Source organism: Frankia sp. CgMI4 (assembly GCF_001756285.1).
Lineage (GTDB): Bacteria > Actinomycetota > Actinomycetes > Frankiales > Frankiaceae > Frankia > Frankia casuarinae.
This window is the reverse complement of record NZ_MAQZ01000051.1, coordinates 30,341-50,519: the sequence shown is the minus strand read 5'-3', so window position 1 is coordinate 50,519 and position 20,179 is coordinate 30,341. Positions and strand designations below refer to the sequence as shown.

15 protein-coding genes are annotated in these 20,179 nt (G+C 70.3%); 13 read left to right on the top strand and 2 right to left on the bottom strand.

The features are described 5' to 3' along the window. The first annotated feature begins 6 nt into the window (after positions 1-6). The 10 genes from Manayef4_RS06950 to Manayef4_RS06905 all read left to right on the top strand — a co-directional run bounded on the left by Manayef4_RS06950 (position 7) and on the right by Manayef4_RS06905 (position 14,367). A complete protein-coding gene (locus Manayef4_RS06950) occupies positions 7-1,371 on the top strand; it encodes a hemolysin family protein (RefSeq protein WP_070131038.1) in 1,365 nt (454 codons plus the stop codon). A 26-nt stretch (positions 1,372-1,397) separates the two neighbouring features. Then, entirely contained in the window at positions 1,398-1,793 is a 396-nt protein-coding gene (locus tag Manayef4_RS06945; RefSeq protein WP_049761055.1) for a hypothetical protein, read from the top strand. A gap of 1 nt (position 1,794) precedes the next feature. Next, positions 1,795-2,718 (top strand): GTPase Era, encoded by a 924-nt coding sequence (era, locus tag Manayef4_RS06940; RefSeq protein WP_070131037.1) that lies wholly within the window; start codon positions 1,795-1,797, stop codon positions 2,716-2,718. 203 nt (positions 2,719-2,921) lie between these two features. After that, positions 2,922-3,653, top strand: coding sequence for a DNA repair protein RecO (gene recO, locus Manayef4_RS06935; protein WP_175443337.1), 732 nt, complete (start codon positions 2,922-2,924; stop codon positions 3,651-3,653). A gap of 288 nt (positions 3,654-3,941) precedes the next feature. After that, complete coding sequence (locus Manayef4_RS06930) at positions 3,942-4,739, top strand: isoprenyl transferase (protein WP_043590755.1); 798 nt, start codon at positions 3,942-3,944, stop codon at positions 4,737-4,739. Positions 4,740-4,762: 23 nt separating this feature from the next. Then, the gene (locus Manayef4_RS06925) at positions 4,763-5,347 is read left to right on the top strand and encodes an antibiotic biosynthesis monooxygenase (RefSeq protein ID WP_254665501.1); all 585 of its coding nucleotides are present in this window, start codon (positions 4,763-4,765) and stop codon (positions 5,345-5,347) included. A 273-nt stretch (positions 5,348-5,620) separates the two neighbouring features. Beyond that, positions 5,621-8,674 carry a glycine--tRNA ligase gene (locus Manayef4_RS06920; protein ID WP_070131036.1) on the top strand — a complete coding sequence of 1,018 codons (3,054 nt, stop codon included), beginning with the start codon at positions 5,621-5,623 and terminating at the stop codon, positions 8,672-8,674. 76 nt (positions 8,675-8,750) lie between these two features. Beyond that, positions 8,751-11,444, top strand: a complete 2,694-nt coding sequence (gene ppdK / locus Manayef4_RS06915) for a pyruvate, phosphate dikinase (RefSeq protein ID WP_070131035.1) — start codon at positions 8,751-8,753, stop codon at positions 11,442-11,444. 124 nt (positions 11,445-11,568) lie between these two features. Next, the gene (locus tag Manayef4_RS06910) at positions 11,569-12,255 is read left to right on the top strand and encodes a YdcF family protein (RefSeq protein WP_035730080.1); all 687 of its coding nucleotides are present in this window, start codon (positions 11,569-11,571) and stop codon (positions 12,253-12,255) included. A gap of 237 nt (positions 12,256-12,492) precedes the next feature. Beyond that, positions 12,493-14,367, top strand: a complete 1,875-nt coding sequence (locus Manayef4_RS06905; RefSeq protein WP_070131034.1) for a transketolase — start codon at positions 12,493-12,495, stop codon at positions 14,365-14,367. 95 nt (positions 14,368-14,462) lie between these two features. On the opposite strand, the gene Manayef4_RS06900 is transcribed toward Manayef4_RS06905, so the two are convergent. Both Manayef4_RS06900 and Manayef4_RS24800 read right to left on the bottom strand, forming a co-directional pair. After that, positions 14,463-15,002, bottom strand: coding sequence for a PH domain-containing protein (locus tag Manayef4_RS06900; protein WP_011435723.1), 540 nt, complete (start codon positions 15,000-15,002; stop codon positions 14,463-14,465). Positions 15,003-15,042: 40 nt separating this feature from the next. Further along, positions 15,043-15,198 (bottom strand): hypothetical protein, encoded by a 156-nt coding sequence (locus tag Manayef4_RS24800; protein WP_011435724.1) that lies wholly within the window; start codon positions 15,196-15,198, stop codon positions 15,043-15,045. Between the two features lie 95 nt (positions 15,199-15,293). Here Manayef4_RS24800 and Manayef4_RS06895 point away from each other — a divergent pair, with 95 nt between their 5' ends. The 3 genes from Manayef4_RS06895 to Manayef4_RS06885 all read left to right on the top strand — a co-directional run bounded on the left by Manayef4_RS06895 (position 15,294) and on the right by Manayef4_RS06885 (position 20,161). Beyond that, on the top strand, positions 15,294-16,556 hold the full coding sequence (locus tag Manayef4_RS06895) for a deoxyguanosinetriphosphate triphosphohydrolase (RefSeq protein WP_011435725.1): 1,263 nt from the start codon (positions 15,294-15,296) through the stop codon (positions 16,554-16,556). A 496-nt stretch (positions 16,557-17,052) separates the two neighbouring features. Next, positions 17,053-18,942, top strand: coding sequence for a DNA primase (gene dnaG, locus Manayef4_RS06890; protein ID WP_070131033.1), 1,890 nt, complete (start codon positions 17,053-17,055; stop codon positions 18,940-18,942). A gap of 40 nt (positions 18,943-18,982) precedes the next feature. After that, positions 18,983-20,161 (top strand): RNA polymerase sigma factor, encoded by a 1,179-nt coding sequence (locus Manayef4_RS06885; RefSeq protein WP_070131032.1) that lies wholly within the window; start codon positions 18,983-18,985, stop codon positions 20,159-20,161. Positions 20,162-20,179: the final 18 nt, after the last annotated feature.

Sequence of the window (20,179 nt, the reverse complement as noted above, 5' to 3'; positions counted from 1 at the left end):
GTCCGCATGAGTTCCGGTGATCTTTTTCTCGTCTTCATCGCCGTGATGGGCTCGCTTGCCGCGGCGGGTCTCGGCGGCATCGACGCGGCCCTGACCCGGGTCTCCCGGGTGACGGTCGAGGGTTTCTCCCGCCAGGGCCGGGCCGGCGCCCGGAACCTGGCGACCGTCGTGGCCGATCCGGGCCGCTACCTCGCGCTGCTGCTGCTCCTGCGCATCGTCGCGGAGATGCTCGCCGCGGCCTGTATCACGGTGCTGTTCGTGCACGCCTACGGGGCCGGGTTCGCCGCGATCGGCCTMGGGACGCTGGCCTCGACCCTGGTCGCGTACATCCTCGTCGGGGTGATGTTCCGCACCCTGGGCCGCCAGCACGCCCCTGCGGTGGCGTTGGCCAGCGCCGGTCTCACGGTCCGGCTGGCGCGGATCTTCGGGCCGTTGCCCCGGCTGCTGATCGCGTTCGGCAACGCGGTCACCCCCGGTCCTGGTTTCCGGGATGGTCCCTTCGCATCCGAGGCCGAGCTGCGCGATCTCGTCGACCTCGCCGAGGAGAACGAGGTCATCGAGCGTGAGGAACGCGACATGATCGCGTCGGTGTTCGAGCTCGGGGACACCCTGGTGCGCGAGGTGATGGTGCCGCGTCCGGACATGGTCTTCATCGAGTCGACGAAGACCGTCCGGCAGGCTCTCGCGCTGGCCCTGCGCAGCGGCTTCTCGCGGATCCCCGTCATCGGGGAGAGCGTCGACGACGTGGTGGGGATCGCCTTCCTCAAGGACATGGTCCGCCGGGAACGGGAGGGGGGCGAGGATGGTGCGATCGCCGAGATCATGCGTTCACCCGCACTCGTGCCCGAGAGCAAGCCCGCGGACGACCTGCTCCGTGAGATGCAGGCGTCGCGTACCCACATGGCGATCGTCATCGACGAGTACGGTGGAACCGCCGGACTCGTMACCATCGAGGACATCCTTGAGGAGATCGTCGGTGAGATCACCGACGAGTACGACAACGAGGTTCCGCCGGTGGAGTGGATCGACGCCAACACCGCGCGGGTGACCGCCCGGCTCGACGTCGACGATCTGGCGAAGCTGTTTGACTTCGACGTGGACGACCTGCCCGGTGCGGATGACAGCCTCACCGTCGGTGGCCTGCTGGCCACGGCCCTGGGACGGGTGCCCATCCCGGGTGMGACGGTCACGGTCGGTGGGTTGCGGCTGTCGGCGGAACGGGCCGCCGGCCGGCGTAACCAGATTGGCACCGTGGTCGTCCAGCGGTTGCCGCATCCGTCGAACGGCGACGACGGCTCGCCGCCTCCCCGATCCGACGACGGCGGCGAACCMGTGCGCAGCTCGTCGTCGGACAGAAAGGTGAATTCGTGACCGCCGACGCGACCCGGTCGGGAACCGTGCCTGCCGATGGCAACTCGGCCGACGGCGCCCCGGCTCTCGACCTCGCCGCAGAGGACGCGAAGCTCGTGGTGCTGGCCAGGGCGGCGCGGCTGCGTGCCTACGCCCCCTCGGGCGACCCTGCGGAGGGTGCGGCGCTGCGCGACACCGACGGTCGCACCTACGCGGCGGCGACTCTCGGCCTGGGCCGGGCCGAGCTAGCGATCTCGGCGCTGCGCGCGGCGGTGGCCGCCGCGGTCTCCAGCGGCGCCCGCCGGTTCGAAGCCGCCGCGGTGGTCACGCAGAAGGACGAGCTCGACCGCGCCGACCTGGCGACGTTGGCCGAGTTCGGCGCCGGGATCCCGGTGTTCCTCGCCGGCTCGGACGGCGTCGCCCGGACCAGGGTGACCACCTAGCGTGTCGACAACGACCTCGGTGCCGTTCCGGGCCGGCTTCGCCTGCCTCGTCGGGCGACCCAACGCCGGCAAGTCGACGCTGACGAACGCGCTGGTAGGGACGAAGGTCGCCATCACCAGCGGGCGACCACAGACCACTCGGCACGCCATCCGCGGCATCGTCCACCGCGACGACGCCCAGCTCGTCCTGGTCGACACCCCGGGGTTGCACCGGCCRCGCACGCTGCTCGGGCAGCGRCTCAATGACGTGGTGCGGGCCACGCTGTCCGAGGTCGACGTCGTCGGTTTCTGCATGCCCGCGGACGAGCCGGTCGGCCGGGGGGACCRCTTCATCGCCGAGGAGCTGTCCCGGCTGCCCAAGCGCACCCCGGTGGTCGCCATCCTCACCAAGACAGACCGGGTCGCCGATCCCGATCGGATCGGCGCCCGCCTGCTCGAGATCGCCGGGCTCGGCGAGTTCAGTGACATCGTTCCAGTCAGCGCGGTGCGCTCCTACCAGGTCGACGTGCTTGCCGACGTGCTTGTCGCCCGGCTGCCCGCCGGGCCCGCGCTGTACCCCGGTGGGGAGCTGACCGACGAACCGGAACAGGTGATGGTCGCCGAACTCGTCCGTGAGGCCGCGTTGGAGGGGGTCYGCGACGAGTTGCCGCACTCGCTCGCCGTCGTGGTGGAGGAGATGGTCTCCCGGGAGGGCAGGCCGGCGCAGCGTCCTCTCCTCGACGTCCGGGTGAACGTCTTCGTCGAGCGGCCCAGCCAGAAGGCGATCGTCATCGGGACCGGCGGATCCCGCCTCAAGGAGGTCGGTTCYCGCGCCCGCACGCAGATCGAGGCGCTGCTCGGTACCCCGGTCTTCCTCGATCTACATGTCAAGGTCGCCAAGGACTGGCAGCGCGATCCGCGCCAGCTGCGTCGCCTGGGGTTCTGAGCCGGCTCGCCGCCGGCCCCACCGAGGCGCCGTCAGCACCGCATCCATGCCGCATCCATGCCGCAATGTACTGMCATACCTACCCCCCGGCTATGGACCGGGATGTCCTGCGGGTTCCTCAGGAGAACATCCGGCCGGTACCGGCCATCTGCCGGGCGACCTCGCTTCACCGCATGAACTCGGGACCGTGCAACCATGGGCGGGTGCCGGTGTATCGCGACGAAGGTGTCGTCCTACGCACGGCCCCCCTCGCCGAGGCCGACCGCATCATCACCGTGCTCACCCGTCGGACCGGTCGGGTGCGGGCCGTCGCCAAGGGTGTCCGCAAGACGTCCTCGCGGTTCGGGTCGCGGCTGGAGCCGGGCACGTACGTCGATCTGCTGCTGCATTCCGGCCGGGCGCTGGACACGGTCACCCAGGCGGACATCATCTCTCCCTACGGCGCCACGATCGCCGTTGACTACCCGAGGTACACTGCGGCCGCGGTGATGCTCGAGACCGCCGAGCRGTTGACCAGCGAKGAACSCCAGCCCGCCCTGCGGCTGTTCCTCCTGCTCGTGGGTGGTCTGCGTACGCTCGCCGGCGGCGAGCGCCCACCCGCGCTCGTCCTCGACGCGTTCCTGTTGCGGGCGCTCGCGGTGTCCGGGTATGGGATGGCCCTGGACCACTGCGCGCGTTGCGGTGGGCCCGGGCTGCACCTGTCGTTGTCCGTGCCGGGCGGYGGCGTAGTGTGCCCGCAATGTCGCCCGCACGGTGCGGCGTCGGTGTCCGCGGGTGCGGTGCGGCTGCTCGCGGATCTGTTGCGCGGTGACTGGGACGGTGCACTGGTCAGTGACGCCCGCGCCCGGCGGGAGGCCGGTGGCATCGCCGCCGCCTATCTCCAGTGGCATCTCGAACGCGGGCTTCGCGCACTGCCTTATCTGGAGAGGGCGTGACGCGGCCGGGCGCCGTGGTGGAGGTCTTGCGTGTGGGCCGGGACGGTCATCCCCGCGAGGCGGGCCGGGCGGCCTGGGTGCGACCGCCGGSGAACGGGACCATGAGAGCGGGACGGCGGTGGGACGGGCCGTGGCGGAAGGACGAGGACGGACATGGTGAGGCGGAAAGCGGCGGTGGGTGCGTCCGGCGCGACCCGGCGCCGACGGGGGGACGATGTGGTGATGGCTGGGACCGGCAGGACGGATTGCGGCGTGAAGCCGCCCCGGACGGGTGCGGGGAGGTAGGCGGTGGCGCTGCGTAATGATGTGAAGACGCGGTTTCGCGATCCGCATCCCCATCCCTCCGGCGCGCGACCTCCGGTCCTGCCGTCGCGTCTCGTCCCGCGGCATGTGGGCATCGTCATGGACGGCAACGGACGGTGGGCGAAGATGCGCGGGCTGGCGCGAACAAAAGGACACGAGGCCGGCGAGGACGCCCTGTTCGACTGCGTCGAGGGCGCGATCGAGCTCGGGGTCCGATGGTTGTCGGTGTTCGCTTTCTCCACGGAGAACTGGAAACGGTCACCGGACGAGGTGGCGTTCCTGATGCGCTTCACCGACGGGGTGTTCGGCCGGCGCATCGAGGACATGCACGCGCTCGGTGTGCGGGTTCGCTGGGCGGGTCGTCGTCCCCGGCTGTGGGGGAACGTGATCAGGCGGCTGGAGTCGTCCGAGGAACGTACCCGTGACAACGACCGGCTCACCTTGGTGATGTGCGTGAACTACGGCGGCCGGGCCGAGATCGCCGATGCCGCGGCGGCGATCGCCCGGGACGTGCGGGAGGGCCGGCTGCGCGTCGATCGGATCGATGAGGCGACCATCGGCCGTTACCTGGACGAGCCCGACATGCCCGATCTGGACCTCGTCATTCGGACTTCCGGGGAGCAGAGGCTCAGCAACTTCCTGCTCTGGCAGGCCGCCTATGCCGAGTTCTCGTTCGTCGAGACGCTCTGGCCGGACTTCGACCGGCGCGATCTGTGGTCCGCCTGTGAGGACTTCGCCCGACGGGACCGGCGCTACGGCGGAACCGTCGCCCATCACGTCTGATGCCCGGGCCCGACGTTCCGACCGTGCCCGACGTTCCGACCGTGCCCGACGTTCCGACCGTGCCCGACGTTCCGACCGTGCCCGACGTTCCGACCGTGCCCGACGTTCCGACCGGACCCGACGTTCCGACCGGACCCGACGCTTCCACCGTGCCCGACTGGGCGGCGCCGACGGCCGGTGCTCCGGTCGTCGCCCAGATCGCCTTCGCCGTGCCCGGGGACGCCGTACCGGGGGACGCCGTGCCGGGCGGGGCGGGGTTCGCCGCGGCGGCACGTCCGGCGCTTGACGCGCTCGCCCGGGCCCCGGGATTTCGTGGTGGGCGGATCGCCCAGGCGCTCGACGAACCCGGCTCGTGGCTGATGACCACCGAGTGGGACGGGCCGGGCGCGTGGCGTCGCGCGTTGTCCGCCTTCGAGGTGCGATACGCGCTGACGCCGCTGCTCGTCTTCGCGGTTGACGGGCCTGGCACCTTCGAGGTGCTGGTGTCGGTGGACGGGCCGGGCGGCTCGGCGCGGACCCATCGGTCCGACCGTACGCCGGACGCCGACACCGCGGCCCCCGGCGAGCCGCCGCGCTCCGTCGGTGCGCCGGGCGCCGGCCGGCCGTGACCAACCGCGGGATTGTCGGTGGGTACCGGTAGCCTCGACTCAGCATCATGGAATCTACGATCTATGGATTGTGGATCTATGATTTGCAGATCTATTGATCATGAATCTATGGATCATGGATTCGGAGTGTCGATGTCCCGTGGACAGTCCCCTCCCTGATCGCCTGACCGCTCTCTTCGGACACCGGTCGCCGGCGGACCGGTGTCCGGTCCCCGGAGCCGGGGTGTCCCGCACCACTCGTGACCGCGACAGCGAAATGCCGAGGCTCGCTCGATGTTGACCATGCAGGACGCGCTGCTGGCGCTGACCCGTTACTGGACCGACCGTGGCTGCATGATCGTACAGCCGTTCAACACCGAGGTCGGCGCCGGTACGCTCAACCCAGCCACGGTGCTGCGGGTGCTCGGACCGGAGCCGTGGCGGGTCGCGTACGTCGAACCTTCGGTCCGTCCCGACGACTCCCGCTACGGCCACAACCCGAACCGGCTGCAGACCCACACCCAGTTCCAGGTCATCCTCAAACCGGATCCGGGTAACCCCCAGGAGCTCTACCTGGGTAGCCTCGCGGCGCTCGGCATCGACACCGCCGCCCACGATGTCCGGTTCGTCGAGGACAACTGGGCCTCGCCCGCGTTCGGTGCCTGGGGGCTGGGCTGGGAGGTCTGGCTCGACGGCCTGGAGATCACCCAGTTCACCTACTTCCAGCAGGCCGGTGGCCAGACGCTCGACACCGTCAGCGTCGAGATCACCTATGGCGTGGAACGCATCCTCATGGCCCTGCAGGGCGTCCGCCACTTCAGCGAGATCGCTTACGCCCCCGGCATCTCCTACGGCGAGGTGTTCGGCCAGGCCGAGTACGAGATGTCCCGGTACTACCTCGACGACGCCGACATCGACACCGTGCGCCGGCTCTACGCCGACTACGCCGCCGAGGCCCGCCGGCTCATCGACGCCCGGCTGCCCGTCCCCGCGCACTCCTACGTGCTGAAGTGCTCGCACGCCTTCAACATCCTCGACTCCCGGGGCGCGGTCTCTACCACCGAGCGGGCCACYTCCTTCGCGCAGATGCGTGGACTGTCGCGGGAGGTCGCGACGCTGTGGCGGGACCGTCGCGAGGAGCTCGGCCATCCCCTCGGGGCGGCTTCCCCGCCACCGGCCGCGGTGCCCGCCGCGGTGACCACCCGGGCCGAGGAGCCGGCCACCCTGCTGTTCGAGATCGGGACGGAGGAGCTCCCGGCGGCCGAGGTGACCCGGACCGTCGAGGCGGTGYGCGCCGGCCTCGTTGAGCGGCTGGCGGCCACCCGCCTCACGCACGGTGCGGTCCGGGTGCTGGGCACTCCCCGGCGCATCGTGGCGATCGTTGACGAGGTGGCGCCCCGGGAACCGGACGTCGAGCGGGTCGTCCGCGGCCCGCGCGTCTCGGCCGCCTACGACGCCGCCGGCGCGCCGACGAAGGCCGCCGTCGGGTTCGCGCGTGGTCAGGGTGCGGATCCCGCCGGCCTCCAGGTCGTCACCCACCGCGGTGTCGAGCATGTCGCGCTCGTGCGCACCGAGGCCGGCCGGGACGCCGCCCGGGTGCTGGCCGGGGTGCTCGGTGAGCTGGTGGTGGGGCTGCGCGCGGAGCGCAACATGCGCTGGAACGATCCGACCTTGTCGTTCAGCCGGCCGGTGCGCTGGCTGCTCGCCCTGCTCGGCGAGACCGTGGTGCCGGTGACGGTGTCGACGCTCGCGGCCGGTCGGACCACCCGCGGCCACCGGCGGGCCGGCTCCCCGCCGCTGGACGTGCCGAGCGCGTCCGGCTACCCAGAACTGCTCGCTGCCCGGTCGATCCTGCTCGACCCGGTGGTTCGCCGCGAGCTCGTCGTCGAGGAGGCGGCCAAGCTCACCGCGGACTCCGGCGGTCACATCGACCTCGTCGCCGAGGCGGACGTGCTCACCGAGGTGGCGAACCTCGTCGAGTTCCCGTGCCCGATCCTCGGGTCCTTCGAGGAACGCTTTCTGGACCTGCCGGCGGAGATCCTCACCACCGTCATGCGCAAGCACCAGCGCTACCTGCCGGTGCGTGACGCCGCCGGGCGGCTGCTGCCGTCGTTCGTAGCCGTCGCCGATGGTAAGGTCGACCAAGCGCTGGTCCGCGCCGGCAACGAGGACGTCATCCGGGCCCGGTTCACCGACGCCGCGTTCTTCTACGACGCCGACATCACGGTGCCGCTCGAGACGTTCCGGGCGGAGCTCGCGAAGCTGACGTTCGAGCAGCGGCTCGGCTCCGTCGCGGACCGGGCCGACCGCATCGCGGCGCTGGCGCGTGACCTCGCCGAGGAGATCGACCTCGGTGAGGACGACCGGGCCACCCTGGACCGGGCGGCCGCGCTCGCCAAGTTCGATCTGGCCACCCAGATGGTCATCGAGCTGTCGAGCCTCGCCGGCACGATGGCGCGGGAGTATGCCCGCCGGGCCGGTGAGCCCGAGGCGGTCGCCGTCGCCCTCTTTGAGATGGAGCTGCCCCGCCGGGCCGGTGACCAGCTGCCCGATACCGCCCCCGGTGGCCTGCTGGCCCTCRCCGACCGGCTCGATCTGCTTGTCGGGCTGTTCGCGCTCGACGCGGCCCCCACGGGGAGTTCGGATCCGTTCGGGTTGCGCCGGGCCGCGCTCGGGGTCGCCGCGATCCTGGGCAGCCGGCCTGAGCTCGCCGGCCTCACCGTCACCGGCGCGCTGGCCCGCGCCGCCCGGCTCACCCCGGTGCCGGTGTCCGCCGAGGCGCTCGAGGCCGCCGAGACGTTTGTCCGTGGCCGCTACGTCCAGCAACTACTCGATACCGGAGTGGACCACCGCCTGGTCGGCGCGGTCGGGCCGCTCACCGGCACGCCGGCCCGCGCGGCCGCCACCTTGGTGACACTGCGGCAGCTCGTCCAGGGGGAGTCCGCACCCGCCGCCGGCTTCGCCGCCCTGGCCGCCGCGTTGCAGCGGGTCCGCCGGATCGTGCCGGCCGGGACCCCGGCGGTGCTCGACGCGCAGCGCCTCACCGAACCCGCCGAGATCGACCTGCTGGAGGTCGTGACGGCGCTCGTCCGGCGGCTCGCGTCCTCCGGCGCCGATTCGGCTGTCACCGCGGAGACGGCGGCCGGAGCGATCTCCCTTGATGAGCTGGTCGTCGCAGCCGGAGACCTGCCGGCCGCCGTCGACGCGTTCTTCGACGCGGTGATGGTGATGGCCGACGACCCGGCGGTGCGGGCGGCGCGGCTCGGTCTGCTGGCCTGGATCCGGGACCTGACGACCGGAGCTCTCGACTGGGAGGCTCTCGGYTCGCTGTCCGCCTCCGGTCGCTGATCATGGGCATTCTGGCTGCGCATACCGTTACCGCGGGTTAGCGTCTGGGTATCACTCCGGGGCGGAAGGGACGACCATGGCGCGCTACGTGTATGGCTTCCACCAGGGCAACAAGGACATGAAGGATCTTCTCGGTGGTAAGGGTGCGAACCTCGCCGAGATGACGAATCTCGGCCTGCCTGTCCCGCCCGGGTTCACTATCAGCACCCAGGCATGCCGGGAGTACCTTGCCGGCGGCGAACCGGTCGGGCTACGGGCGGAGATCGATCATCATCTTGCCACCCTGGAGACCGCCCGGGGACGGCGGCTCGGCCAGGCCGACGATCCGCTGCTGGTGTCGGTGCGTTCCGGCGCGAAGTTCTCCATGCCCGGGATGATGGACACCATTCTGAACATCGGCCTGACCGATCAGGCCGTCTTGGGCCTGGCCGARCAGTCAGGTTCGCCGCGGTTCGCCTGGGACTCCTACCGCCGGCTGCTGGCCATGTTCGGCCGGACCGTCCTCGGCGTCGGCGAGCCGTCGTTCGACGCGGCCCTCGAGGCGGCGAAGCGGGCCAAGGGCACCAGTAGCGACCTCGACCTCGACGAGAACGACCTGCGGGCGCTCGTCGCGACCTACCAGCGGATCGTGCTCGAGCGCACCGGCCGCCCCTTCCCCCAGGATCCCCGCGAGCAGCTGGATCTCGCGATCCGAGCGGTGTTCGACTCCTGGAACGGGCCGCGGGCCCGGCTGTACCGCCGTACCGAGCGCATTCCGGACGATCTCGGGACGGCAGTGAGCGTCGTCGCGATGGTGTTCGGCAACCTTGGAACGGATTCGGGCACCGGGGTGGCCTTCACCCGGGATCCGGGCAGCGGCGAACCCGGCGTGTACGGAGACTATTTGCCCAATGCCCAGGGCGAGGATGTGGTGGCCGGGATCCGTAACCCGGTTCCCCTCGCCGAGCTGGAGCGGATCGACCCGGCATCCTTCACCGAACTGCGCGAGATCATGACGCGCCTGGAGAAGCACTACCGGGACCTGTGCGACATCGAGTTCACGATCGAACATGGCAGGTTGTGGATCCTGCAGACCCGCGTCGGCAAACGCACTGCCGCGGCGGCTTTCCGGATCGCCGCCATGCTCGCCGAAGGCGGTGTCATCGACGACGACGAGGCGCTGTGCCGGGTGAGCGGCGACCAGCTCGCCACCCTGATGTTCCCGCGCTTCGACGACACGGCCCGGCCCGCCCCGATCGCGACGGGAGTGAACGCCGCGCCCGGGGCGGCGGTGGGGGAGGCCGTCTTCGACGCCGCCGAGGCGGTGCGGGTGGCGGCCGAGGGCCGACCGGTCATCCTCGTCCGCCGCGAGACGAATCCCGATGACCTCGCGGGCATGCTCGCGGCGCGCGGAATCCTGACCTCCCGAGGCGGCCGGACGTCGCATGCCGCCGTCGTCGCCAGAGGATTGGGCCGGACCTGCGTGTGCGGGGCCGAGGAGATCGAGGTCGATCCCGCCGGTCGCCGCCTCACCACCGGGCGGGGCGTGGTCGTGCGGGAGGGGGACATCCTCTCCATCGACGGGACCATCGGCGCGGTATACCCCGGTTCCGTACCACTCGTCCCGTCACCAGTCGTCGAGTACTTCGAGGCCGGCCGTCCCGACCATCCCCGGCCGGGCGGGGACCTGGTCGCCGCCGTGGATCGGCTGATGCGGCACGCCGACCGGTCCCGCCGGCTGCGGGTCCGCGCGAATGCCGACACCGGGCCGGACGCCGCGCGGGCCCGCCGGTTCGGCGCCGCGGGCATCGGGCTGTGCCGCACCGAGCACATGTTCCTCGGGGATCGTCGTACCCTGGTCGAGCAGATGATCCTCGCGGGAACGCCGGCTGAGCGGACCGAGGCGCTCAGCCGGCTGYTTCCCCCGCAACGGGAGGATTTCGTCGAGATCTTCACCGCGATGGACGGTCTGCCCGTCACGGTCCGGCTGCTCGATCCGCCGTTGCACGAGTTCCTCCCGGACCTCACCGAGCTGTCCGTGTCGATCGCCGCCGCGGACGCCGCCGGAAGGCCGGTCGACGACGCCGACCGGGAGAGGCTGGCGGTCCTGCGCAGCATGCACGAGACCAACCCGATGCTGGGTCGCCGCGGCGTCCGACTCGCTCTCACCGTCCCGGGGCTGGTGGARCTGCAGGCGCGGGCGATCGCCGAGRCGCTGGTGCGCTGCCGCCGCGTAGGCGGTGATCCCCGTCCCGAGATCATGGTTCCGTTCATCTCCACCGCGACGGAGCTGGATGCCATCCGGGACCGGGTGCGCGGGGTGCTGGCCGAGGTCGGCACCGAGAGCGGCCTGGAGATCGACCTGCCGATCGGCACGATGATCGAGGTTCCGCGGGCGGCGCTCACCGCGGACCAGATCGCCCGCCGCGCCGAGTTCTTCTCGTTCGGCACCAACGACCTCACCCAGCTGCTCTGGGGTTTCTCCCGGGATGACGTCGAGGCATCGTTGCTGCCGCGCTACCTCGACCTCGGCATCCTCGCCGGGTCGCCGTTCGCGTCGGTGGACCGCGACGGGGTGGGCGCCCTGATGAGGACGGCGGTCCGGGCTGGGCGGGGCGCTCGGCCCGATCTCGGCCTCGGCGTCTGTGGCGAGCACGGCGGCGATCCCGATTCCGTGCACTTCTTCGCCGAACTCGGGCTCGACTACGTCTCCTGTTCGCCGTTCCGGGTGCCGGTGGCCCGGCTGGAGGCCGGGCGTGCCGCGGTTCTCGGCCGGTCGACGGTCGGGTGAGTTTCCGCCTGGCCCGTTTCCTGCCCTTTCCGGGCCGGGATCCCGATCGGGGCTGGGCGGATGAAGGGGGCAGTTGCCCTGTGATGTCGGTCGTGTGCCCATAGGGACGCTACTGTTCGTTCGTGTGGGCCTGTCCCGTCCTCGTCTCATCGTCAACCCGTTTCGCGTGACCTGGTACCGCGTGCCATGGTGGCGTTGGATGATGCGGGCGGTGGCGGCTGTCCTCCTCGGCATCATGGTTCTCGCCGTGGTGACGTTTCTGCAGGTCTGGTGGGTGGGCAGGGAGGATCACCGGCCCCGGTCCGACGTCCTCGTGGTGCTCGGTGCTTCGCAGTACGACGGKCGTCCCTCGGCGGTCCTCGCCGCCCGTCTCGACCACGTGCTGGAGCTCTACCGGGAGGGAATCGCCCCTCAGGTGATCACAGTCGGTGGGAAGCAGCCGGGCGACCGTTACACCGAGGGCGAGGCCAGTGCGACCTATCTGCGGCAGCGGGGTATCCCCCCGGATCGGGTGCTCGTCCTACCCGAGGGTTCGAACACGCTCGGGTCGCTGACCGCCGTAGCCGGGTTGATGAACTCGCGGCACTGGCACACCGCCGTGCTGGTCACCGATCCCTGGCACAGCCTGCGTTCTCGGACGATGGCCCGTGACCTMGGTGTTGACGCCGTCACCTCCCCGGCCGACCGGGGGCCGGCCGTCCACGGCTTCGGCACGCAGGTCCGGTACATCATCCGCGAGGGGATCGGTTACCGGTGGTACCAGCTCTTCCGCCAGGCATCACCACCTTCGGCGACCACCCGGGCCGTCTGACACCGGGTCGACGTTCGTCGGCAGCAGCGGATACGAACCCGTGACGCCTCTGACATATCAAGGCCCGCTTCGGCCCTCTTTGCCGTCGGCCGCCGCTGATACGGTTCGGATCGCCGGGTGAGGGGGTAGTGCGACACGTGGTAGTGAGGCAAAGCGGCGGAGTCGGCTGCCCGCGGCGCGAGAGAACCCTCCGGAGATTACCTTCCGGGTGTGGAACGACACTGTAAGGAGACTGGTGTGGCAACTCCCGTATCCGAGAGCACGGTCGGGACGGCCGACCTGGAGACGGTTCGGGAACTCGCGCAGCAACTGCGGGTCGACTCGGTGCGCAGCAGCACCTCGGCGGGTTCCGGGCATCCCACCTCGTCGATGTCGGCCGCGGACGTGCTGGCGGTTCTCGTCGCGCGCCACCTTCGGTACGACTGGGACAACCCGGCGGACCCGGYGAACGATCATCTGATCTTTTCGAAGGGGCACGCATCCCCGCTGATCTACTCCATCTTCAAGGCGGTCGGGGTCGTCGGTGACGACGAGTTGATCAATGGTTACCGCCGTTTCGGTGAGCGGCTTCAGGGCCACCCGACGCCTGTCCTGCCGTGGGTCGACGTCGCGACCGGGTCGCTCGGGCAGGGCCTGCCCGACGGCGTGGGCGTCGCGCTCGCCGGTAAGTACCTGGACAAGGTGCCCTACCGGGTCTGGGTGATCTGCGGTGACAGCGAGATGGCGGAGGGCTCGGTCTGGGAGGCACTGGACAAGGCCTCCTACTACAACCTCTCCAACCTCATCGCGATCGTCGACGTCAACCGGCTCGGCCAGCGCGGCCCGACCGAGCTCGGCTGGGACCTCGACACCTACGCCAGGCGGGTGGAGTCCTTCGGCGCCCGCGCGGTCGTCGTTGACGGCCACGACATCGCCGCGATCGACGCGGTGCTCGCCGACGCCGAGGACGTCACCCGGCCGACCGTCATCCTCGCCCGCACCCGCAAGGGCGAGGGCTTCTCCGAGACCGCGGACGTCGAGGGCTGGCACGGCAAGCCGTTCCCCGCCGACATGGCCGACCGCGCCATCGCCGAGCTCGGCGGCCTGCGCGACCTGCGGGTTCGCGGTCCGGTGCCGCCCGCGGACCTCCCCCGACCGGCGCCGGTCGAGCGGCCCGTCATCACACTGCCCACCTACGATCTCGGCGCCAAGGTGGCGACTCGGCGCGCCTACGGCCAGGCGCTCGCCGCGCTCGGAGCCCGCACCGACGTGGTGGCGCTCGACGCGGAGGTCRGCAACTCGACCTACTCCGAGGACTTCGCCAAGATCTACCCGGACCGCTTCTTCGAGATCTTCATCGCCGAGCAGCAGCTCGTCGCGGCGGCGGTCGGGCTGTCGGTGCGTGGCTACGTGCCCTTCGCCTCCACGTTCGCGGCGTTCTTCTCCCGGGCCTACGACTTCATCCGGATGGCGGCGATCTCCCAGGCCGACATCCGGCTGTCCGGCAGCCACGCGGGAGTCGAGATCGGCGCCGACGGGCCGTCGCAGATGGCGCTCGAGGACATCGCCATGATGCGGGCGGTCGGCGGCTCGACGGTGCTCTACCCGAGCGATGCGACGTCCGCCGCGAAGCTCGTCGAGGCGATGGCGGATCTGCCCGGGGTCAGCTACCTGCGCACCACCCGTGGAGCCTACCCCGTGCTCTATGGCCCGGACGAGCCGTTTGCCCCCGGTGGTTCCAAGGTGCTCCGCCGATCGAATGCCGACACCGTCACGCTCATCGGTGCCGGTGTCACCCTGCACGAGTCGCTGGCCGCGGCGGACACCCTCGTGGCCGAGGGGATCGCGGCCCGCGTGATCGACCTGTATTCCGTGAAGCCGGTCGACGCGGCGACGCTCGCCGACGCCGCCCAGGCCACCGGCGGGCGCATCGTCGTCACCGAGGATCACTACCCGGAGGGTGGACTGGCCAGCGCGGTGCTGGAAGCGCTCAGCGACGGCGGCGTGCCGCTGTCGGTCCGTCATCTCGCGGTGCGGTCGCTGCCGGGTTCCGGGACGTCTCAGGAGCTCCTGGACGCGGCCGGCATCTCCGCGAGGCACATCGTCGAGGCCGCCCGCGACCTGCTGCGCTGACCCGTCCAGGGCCGGCGGCCGGCGGTCGAGAAGGCACGAGGCTGGGACATCCGGTGGGACCGGGGGAGATCCCCCCGGTCCCACCAGGCCGTCCCTCAGTCGTCTCCGGCTGGGGCGGGTGCTCCACCGAAGGTCATGTCGACCAGGGTGAGGTAGAGCCGGTCTGGACGCGGCAGGAACTGGATCTTGGAAAGCGCCTGGTCCTGGCCGGCGGACTCCACGACGAACTCGCCGTACCCGAGCAACCGGCCAAGCGGATCCCGGTTGTACGTGAGATCCGTGATCTTGGAAAGTGGCATCGTCTGGACCTTGCGGAAAAAGATCCCGGACACCTTCAGGAGCCGTTTGTCGGTGATCATAAGGTGCTCGAACTGCCAGTCGGCGACCCTCCACAGCATCCTCAAGATCATGAAGAGGGCGAAGTACCACAGCAGCGTGGTGATGATGCCGGCGTCGACGTCCTGCGAGGCGAACAGGATGTTCGCCACGAGCGCGAGCAGTACGGCCCCGACGGTCTGCAGGAAGATGGGCAGCAGGACCGCCCAGTGCAACCGCACCATCATCACCAGGCGTTCCTGGGATGCGAGGTACTTGGTGTCGCGCTGAGCCAGGTCCGGAAGCTGGAGTCTCACCACGCCGGCAGTGTCCCAGACATCAAGAGTGGCCGGGTAGCCATTACAGAGCGGTATCGGTTACGAACTGGGACACCCCGTTACCGACGGACTGCAGCCAGTCGAAGGCGCGGCCGACGATACTGGCCGCGCTGTTGGGCGCGGTCACCACGAAGAAGATGAGGAACGCGATCGCCCCATACCTAATGATCTTGTCCACGGCAGGCCTCCGGGCCGATTCGGGGAAGGGTGCGCACAAAGTATCGCCGCTGAGCTCGATGGAGGTCGCGGAATCGCGCCGATACTCTCAAACTCGTGGTCAGTGAGTGGTATGACACCTCGGACACGGCCCGTCGGATCGTGGAACGCCCGAAGGCCACACCGGCTCAGCGTCGTCCCTTCGCCCGGGACCGAGCCCGGGTGCTGCACTCCAGCGCGCTGCGCAGGCTGGCGGGAAAAACCCAGGTCGTGGGCCCGCTCGACGACGACTTCCCGCGTACCCGGCTGACCCACTCCCTGGAGACCGCCCAGGTGGGCCGGGAGCTCGCCGAGGAACTGGGAGCGGACCCCGACCTGGTCGAGGCGGCGTGCCTCGCGCATGATCTGGGTCATCCCCCTTTCGGGCATAACGGCGAGCTGGCGCTTGACGAGGCCGCAGCCGCCTGCGGTGGCTTCGAGGGCAACGCCCAGAGTCTGCGCGAGCTGACCAGGCTCGAAGTCAAGATCGTCGACTGTGACGGTCGCAGCGCGGGCCTGAACCTTACCCGGGCGACCCTGGACGCGGCGACGAAGTACCCGTGGCCGCGCCGCCCTGGGCCCCGGGCGGACAGCACGAAGTTCGGCGCCTACGCCGACGACCTGTCCGTGCTCCGCTGGGTCCGGGAGGGCGCACCGGCCGCCCGGCGCTGTATCGAGACGCAGATCATGGACTGGGCGGACGACGTGGCCTATTCGGTGCACGACCTCGAGGACGGGGTCGTTGCCGGACACATCGATCTGGCCGCCCTCGACGATTCCGGCCGCCGGGCGGAGCTCGCCGCCGCGACCGCCGTCCGCTACCCGGGGCCGTCCGCCGAGGCGGTGGCGGCCGCCCTGGGCACCCTGCGGTCCCAGCCCTGGTGGGTCCGCTCCGAGATCACCTCGGCCCGGGGCCAGGCCGCTCTGCGGGCGATGACCAGCGAGCTCATCGCCCGGTTCGCGCACAGCGCGGTCCGTGCCACCCGGGCGTGCCATCCCGACGGTCCGCTGTGGCGCTATGGCGCGGATCTGGTGGTGGATCCGGACACCGTGGCCGAGTGCGCGGCGCTCAAGGGGGTCACCGCCTGGTATGTGATGGAGCGGCCGGGTGCCCGCGCCCGGCAGTCCCGGCAGCGGGAGGTGGTCGCGGAGCTCGTGGCGATGCTCTCCCGGGGCGCGCCGGACGTGCTCGAGCCGTCGTTGCGCGCGGCCTACCGCATGGCCGCTGACGATGCGGCACGGCTACGGGTCGTCATCGACCAGGTGGCGCGTCTGACCGACGCCAGCGCCGAGCGGCGGTATGCGTTGCTGTGTGGACGACCGGCGCCGCGGGTCCTGTGAGCCACGAGCCCGGTGTGCGGGGGACCCGGTGCGAGAGGGGTTCGGTGCGTGCCGGATCCGTACGTGGTGGGTCCGTGTCCGCCGGATCCGTGCGTGGTGGGTTCGGTGGGTGTCCTCTGCTGGCCCGATGGCCCGACGGTGTTTCGGGTGTTCCCCCGTTCGGGGGGACACCCGCTCCCTCGGCTGGGGGAGCGAGCCGGCGCGCGGTCCGCGGCCCGACATCGCAGCTCGGCATGCACGTCACGGCCCCTGTCCCCAACATTCACGTGGCATGATCGGTACTGTCGTGCTTACGACACGTACCATCGCAGCGGTAGGACCGATGTGAGGGGCGCCGCGTCACTCGTCGACAGGCCGGGCAGGCCGGCGGGTGGTGGTCCTAGCATCGATCCGGYGGGAATGGACGTGGCAAACATATTGACGGGCACTCTGCCCCGGGCGAGCTACCTCTCGTTCGGGTACCCGCAGAGTCTCGACGCGGACTTGGGAGGGGCGGGTGGGGGGACGAATCCGTGACGCCGACGTCGCCCTGGTCCGGGAGCGCTCGCCGATTGCGGACGTCGTGGCCGAGCACGTACAACTGCGTCCGGCGGGGCGTAACGAGCTCGTCGGGCTGTGCCCGTTCCATGACGAGAAGTCACCCTCCTTCTACGTCAATGCGGCAACCGGCCTGTTCCACTGTTTCGGATGCCAGCAGGGTKGTGACGTCTACTCCTTCGTGCGGGAGATCGACGGGCTGACCTTCCGGGAGGCGGCGGAGCGCCTGGCGCGCCGGGCCGGGGTGGCGCTGACCTACGAGGGCGGTGGGACCACCGACCGTACGGTGTCCAGCCAGCGGCAGCGGCTGCTGGAGACGCACCGGGCGGCCGCCGAATTCTACGCCGAGCAGCTAGAGTCGCAGGCCTCCGCGCGCGCCGGCTGGGACTTCCTCGCTGCGCGGGGATTCGATCTCACCACGGCGGCGCGCTTCGAGGTCGGCTACGCCCCGACCGGCTGGGACACCCTCACTCGGCATCTGCTCGCCCGGCGCTTCACCGGCGAGGAGCTGGTGCTCGGGGGGCTGGCCAAACAGGGCGCCCGCGGGGGTCTGATCGACCGTTTCCATCATCGGCTGATGTGGCCGATCAGGGATCTCGCCGGTGAGGTGGTCGGCTTCGGTGGGAGGCGCCTCGCCGAGGACGACGCCCCGAACGCCGGGCCGAAGTACCTCAACACGCCGGACACGCCGTTGTTCAAGAAGGCGAACCTGCTCTACGGCGCCGATCTCGCCCGCCGTGACATCGCCCGCCGCTACCAGGTCGTGGTGGTCGAAGGCTATACCGACGTCATGGCCTGCCATCTCGCCGGGGTCACCACGGCCGTGGCGACCTGTGGCACCGCCTTCGGCTCCGAGCACGTCGCGGTGGTCCGCCGGCTGCTCATGGACTCCGACGAGCGTCGCGGTGAAGTGATTTTCACGTTCGACGGCGACGCGGCCGGGCAGAAGGCGGCGCTACGCGCCTTCGAGCACGAGGAGCGCTTCGCCACCCAGACCTTCGTGGCGGTGGAGCCCTCCGGCCGCGACCCCTGCGAGCTGTGGATGAGCGGTGGCGACGGCGCCGTGCGGGATCTGGTGGCCAGCCGGGTGCCGCTGGTCGAGTTCGCGATCCGCGGGGTGCTCGACCGCTACGACCTCAACACCACCGAGGGCCGGCTCGCAGCCTTGGACGCCGCCGCGCCGCTGGTCAACCGGCTCAAGGACGCCGCGTTGCGGCACCGGTACGCGGTGAACCTGGACCGCTGGCTGGGTTTCCTCGACGAGCGGTTCGTGGTGGGCCGGGTGGCCGAGCACCGGTCGAGGCAGGGGGGCGAGCGGGCTGGTGCCCGTTCCGCGCCGATGCGCCGGCGCGGGGCGGGGGCCGATGACGCGGCGGTCATCGTGGAGCGTGAGGCGCTCAAGCTGGCCGTTCAGTATCCCGGGCTGGCGGGCCCGATGTTCGACACGCTGGGTCCGGAGATGTTCACTGTTCCCGCGCACCGTGCCGTCCGTGACCTCATCGCCGAGGCCGGTGGGGTGTGCGCGGGGCTGGCGAGGTCCGGTGAGGTCACCACCTGGGTGACCGAGCTGGCCGCGGCGGCTTCGGAGGAGGAGCTGCGACGCTTCGTCACTGCCCTTGCAGTGGAGAGGGTGCTGTGCGACCACGATGTGGATGATCGTTATGTCGACGAACAGATGTCGCGGGTACAGGAGTTGCATGTGACCCGTCGGATCACGGACCTGAAGTCGCGTGTGCAGCGGCTCAACGGGGTGACCGACGCCGAGGCCCTTCGCCGTGCGTTCGGCGAGCTGATCGCTTTGGAGCAGCACAAGCATCAACTCCGGGAGCGGGGCGTAGGTGCCGCGTAACCTRGGTCGATCCCGAGAAGGAAGTGACGAGATTCCGCCCATGAGTCCTACCGTCCTACCCCGCGAAGCCCAGGTGGACGAGGTCAAGGACCTCATCACCCGGGGCAAGGAGATCGGGTTCCTCACCACCGAGGATGTCACGGTCGCCATCCAGGCCGCGGAGCTGCCCCCGGAGCAGGCCGAGACGGTGCTGCAGGTGCTGAACGACGAGGGCATCGAGGTACTCGAGGCGGGAGGTGAGAGCCCCGACGAGGCGGATCTGCTGGCCCGCCGTCGCCGCGAGGAGGAGGAGCTCGCCCTCAAGGCGCCGACCTCCGACCCGGTGCGCATGTACCTCAAGGAGATCGGCAAGGTCCCCCTGCTCACCGCCGAGGAGGAGGTTGATCTTGCCAAGCGGATCGAGGCGGGGCTGTTCGCCTCCGAGAAGCTGGCGGTGGCCACCAAGAAAACTTCCCCGCAGATGCGGCGGGACCTCGAGGCCATCGAACGCGACGGGCAGATCGCCAAGCGCAAGCTGGTCGAGGCGAACCTGCGTCTCGTCGTCTCGATYGCCAAGCGGTACGTCGGGCGCGGCATGCTGTTCCTGGACCTCATCCAGGAGGGCAACCTCGGCCTGATCCGGGCGGTCGAGAAGTTCGACTACACCAAGGGCTACAAGTTCTCGACCTACGCCACCTGGTGGATCCGGCAGGCGATCACGCGGGCCATCGCCGACCAGGCACGCACCATCCGCATCCCGGTGCACATGGTCGAGACCATCAACAAGCTGATCCGCATCCAGCGGCAGCTCCTGCAGGACCTCGGCCGGGAGCCGAGTCCGGAGGAGATCGCCAAGGAGATGGATCTCACCCCGGACAAGGTGCGTGAGATCCTCAAGGTCTCACAGGAGCCGGTGTCGCTGGAGACCCCCATCGGTGAGGAGGAGGACTCCCACCTTGGCGACTTCATCGAGGACTGCGACGCCGTCGTCCCGGTCGACGCGGCCAGCTTCATCCTGCTTCAGGAGCAGCTCGACTCGGTCCTGCACACCCTGTCCGACCGGGAGAAGAAGGTCATCCAGCTGCGCTTCGGGCTCACTGACGGGCACCCGCGTACGTTGGAGGAGGTCGGGCGCGAGTTCGGGGTCACCCGGGAGCRCATCCGCCAGATCGAGTCGAAGACGCTGTCCAAGCTTCGGCATCCCTCCCGGTCGCAGAAGCTGCGCGACTACCTGGAGTAGGAGCGACCGGCAACCATT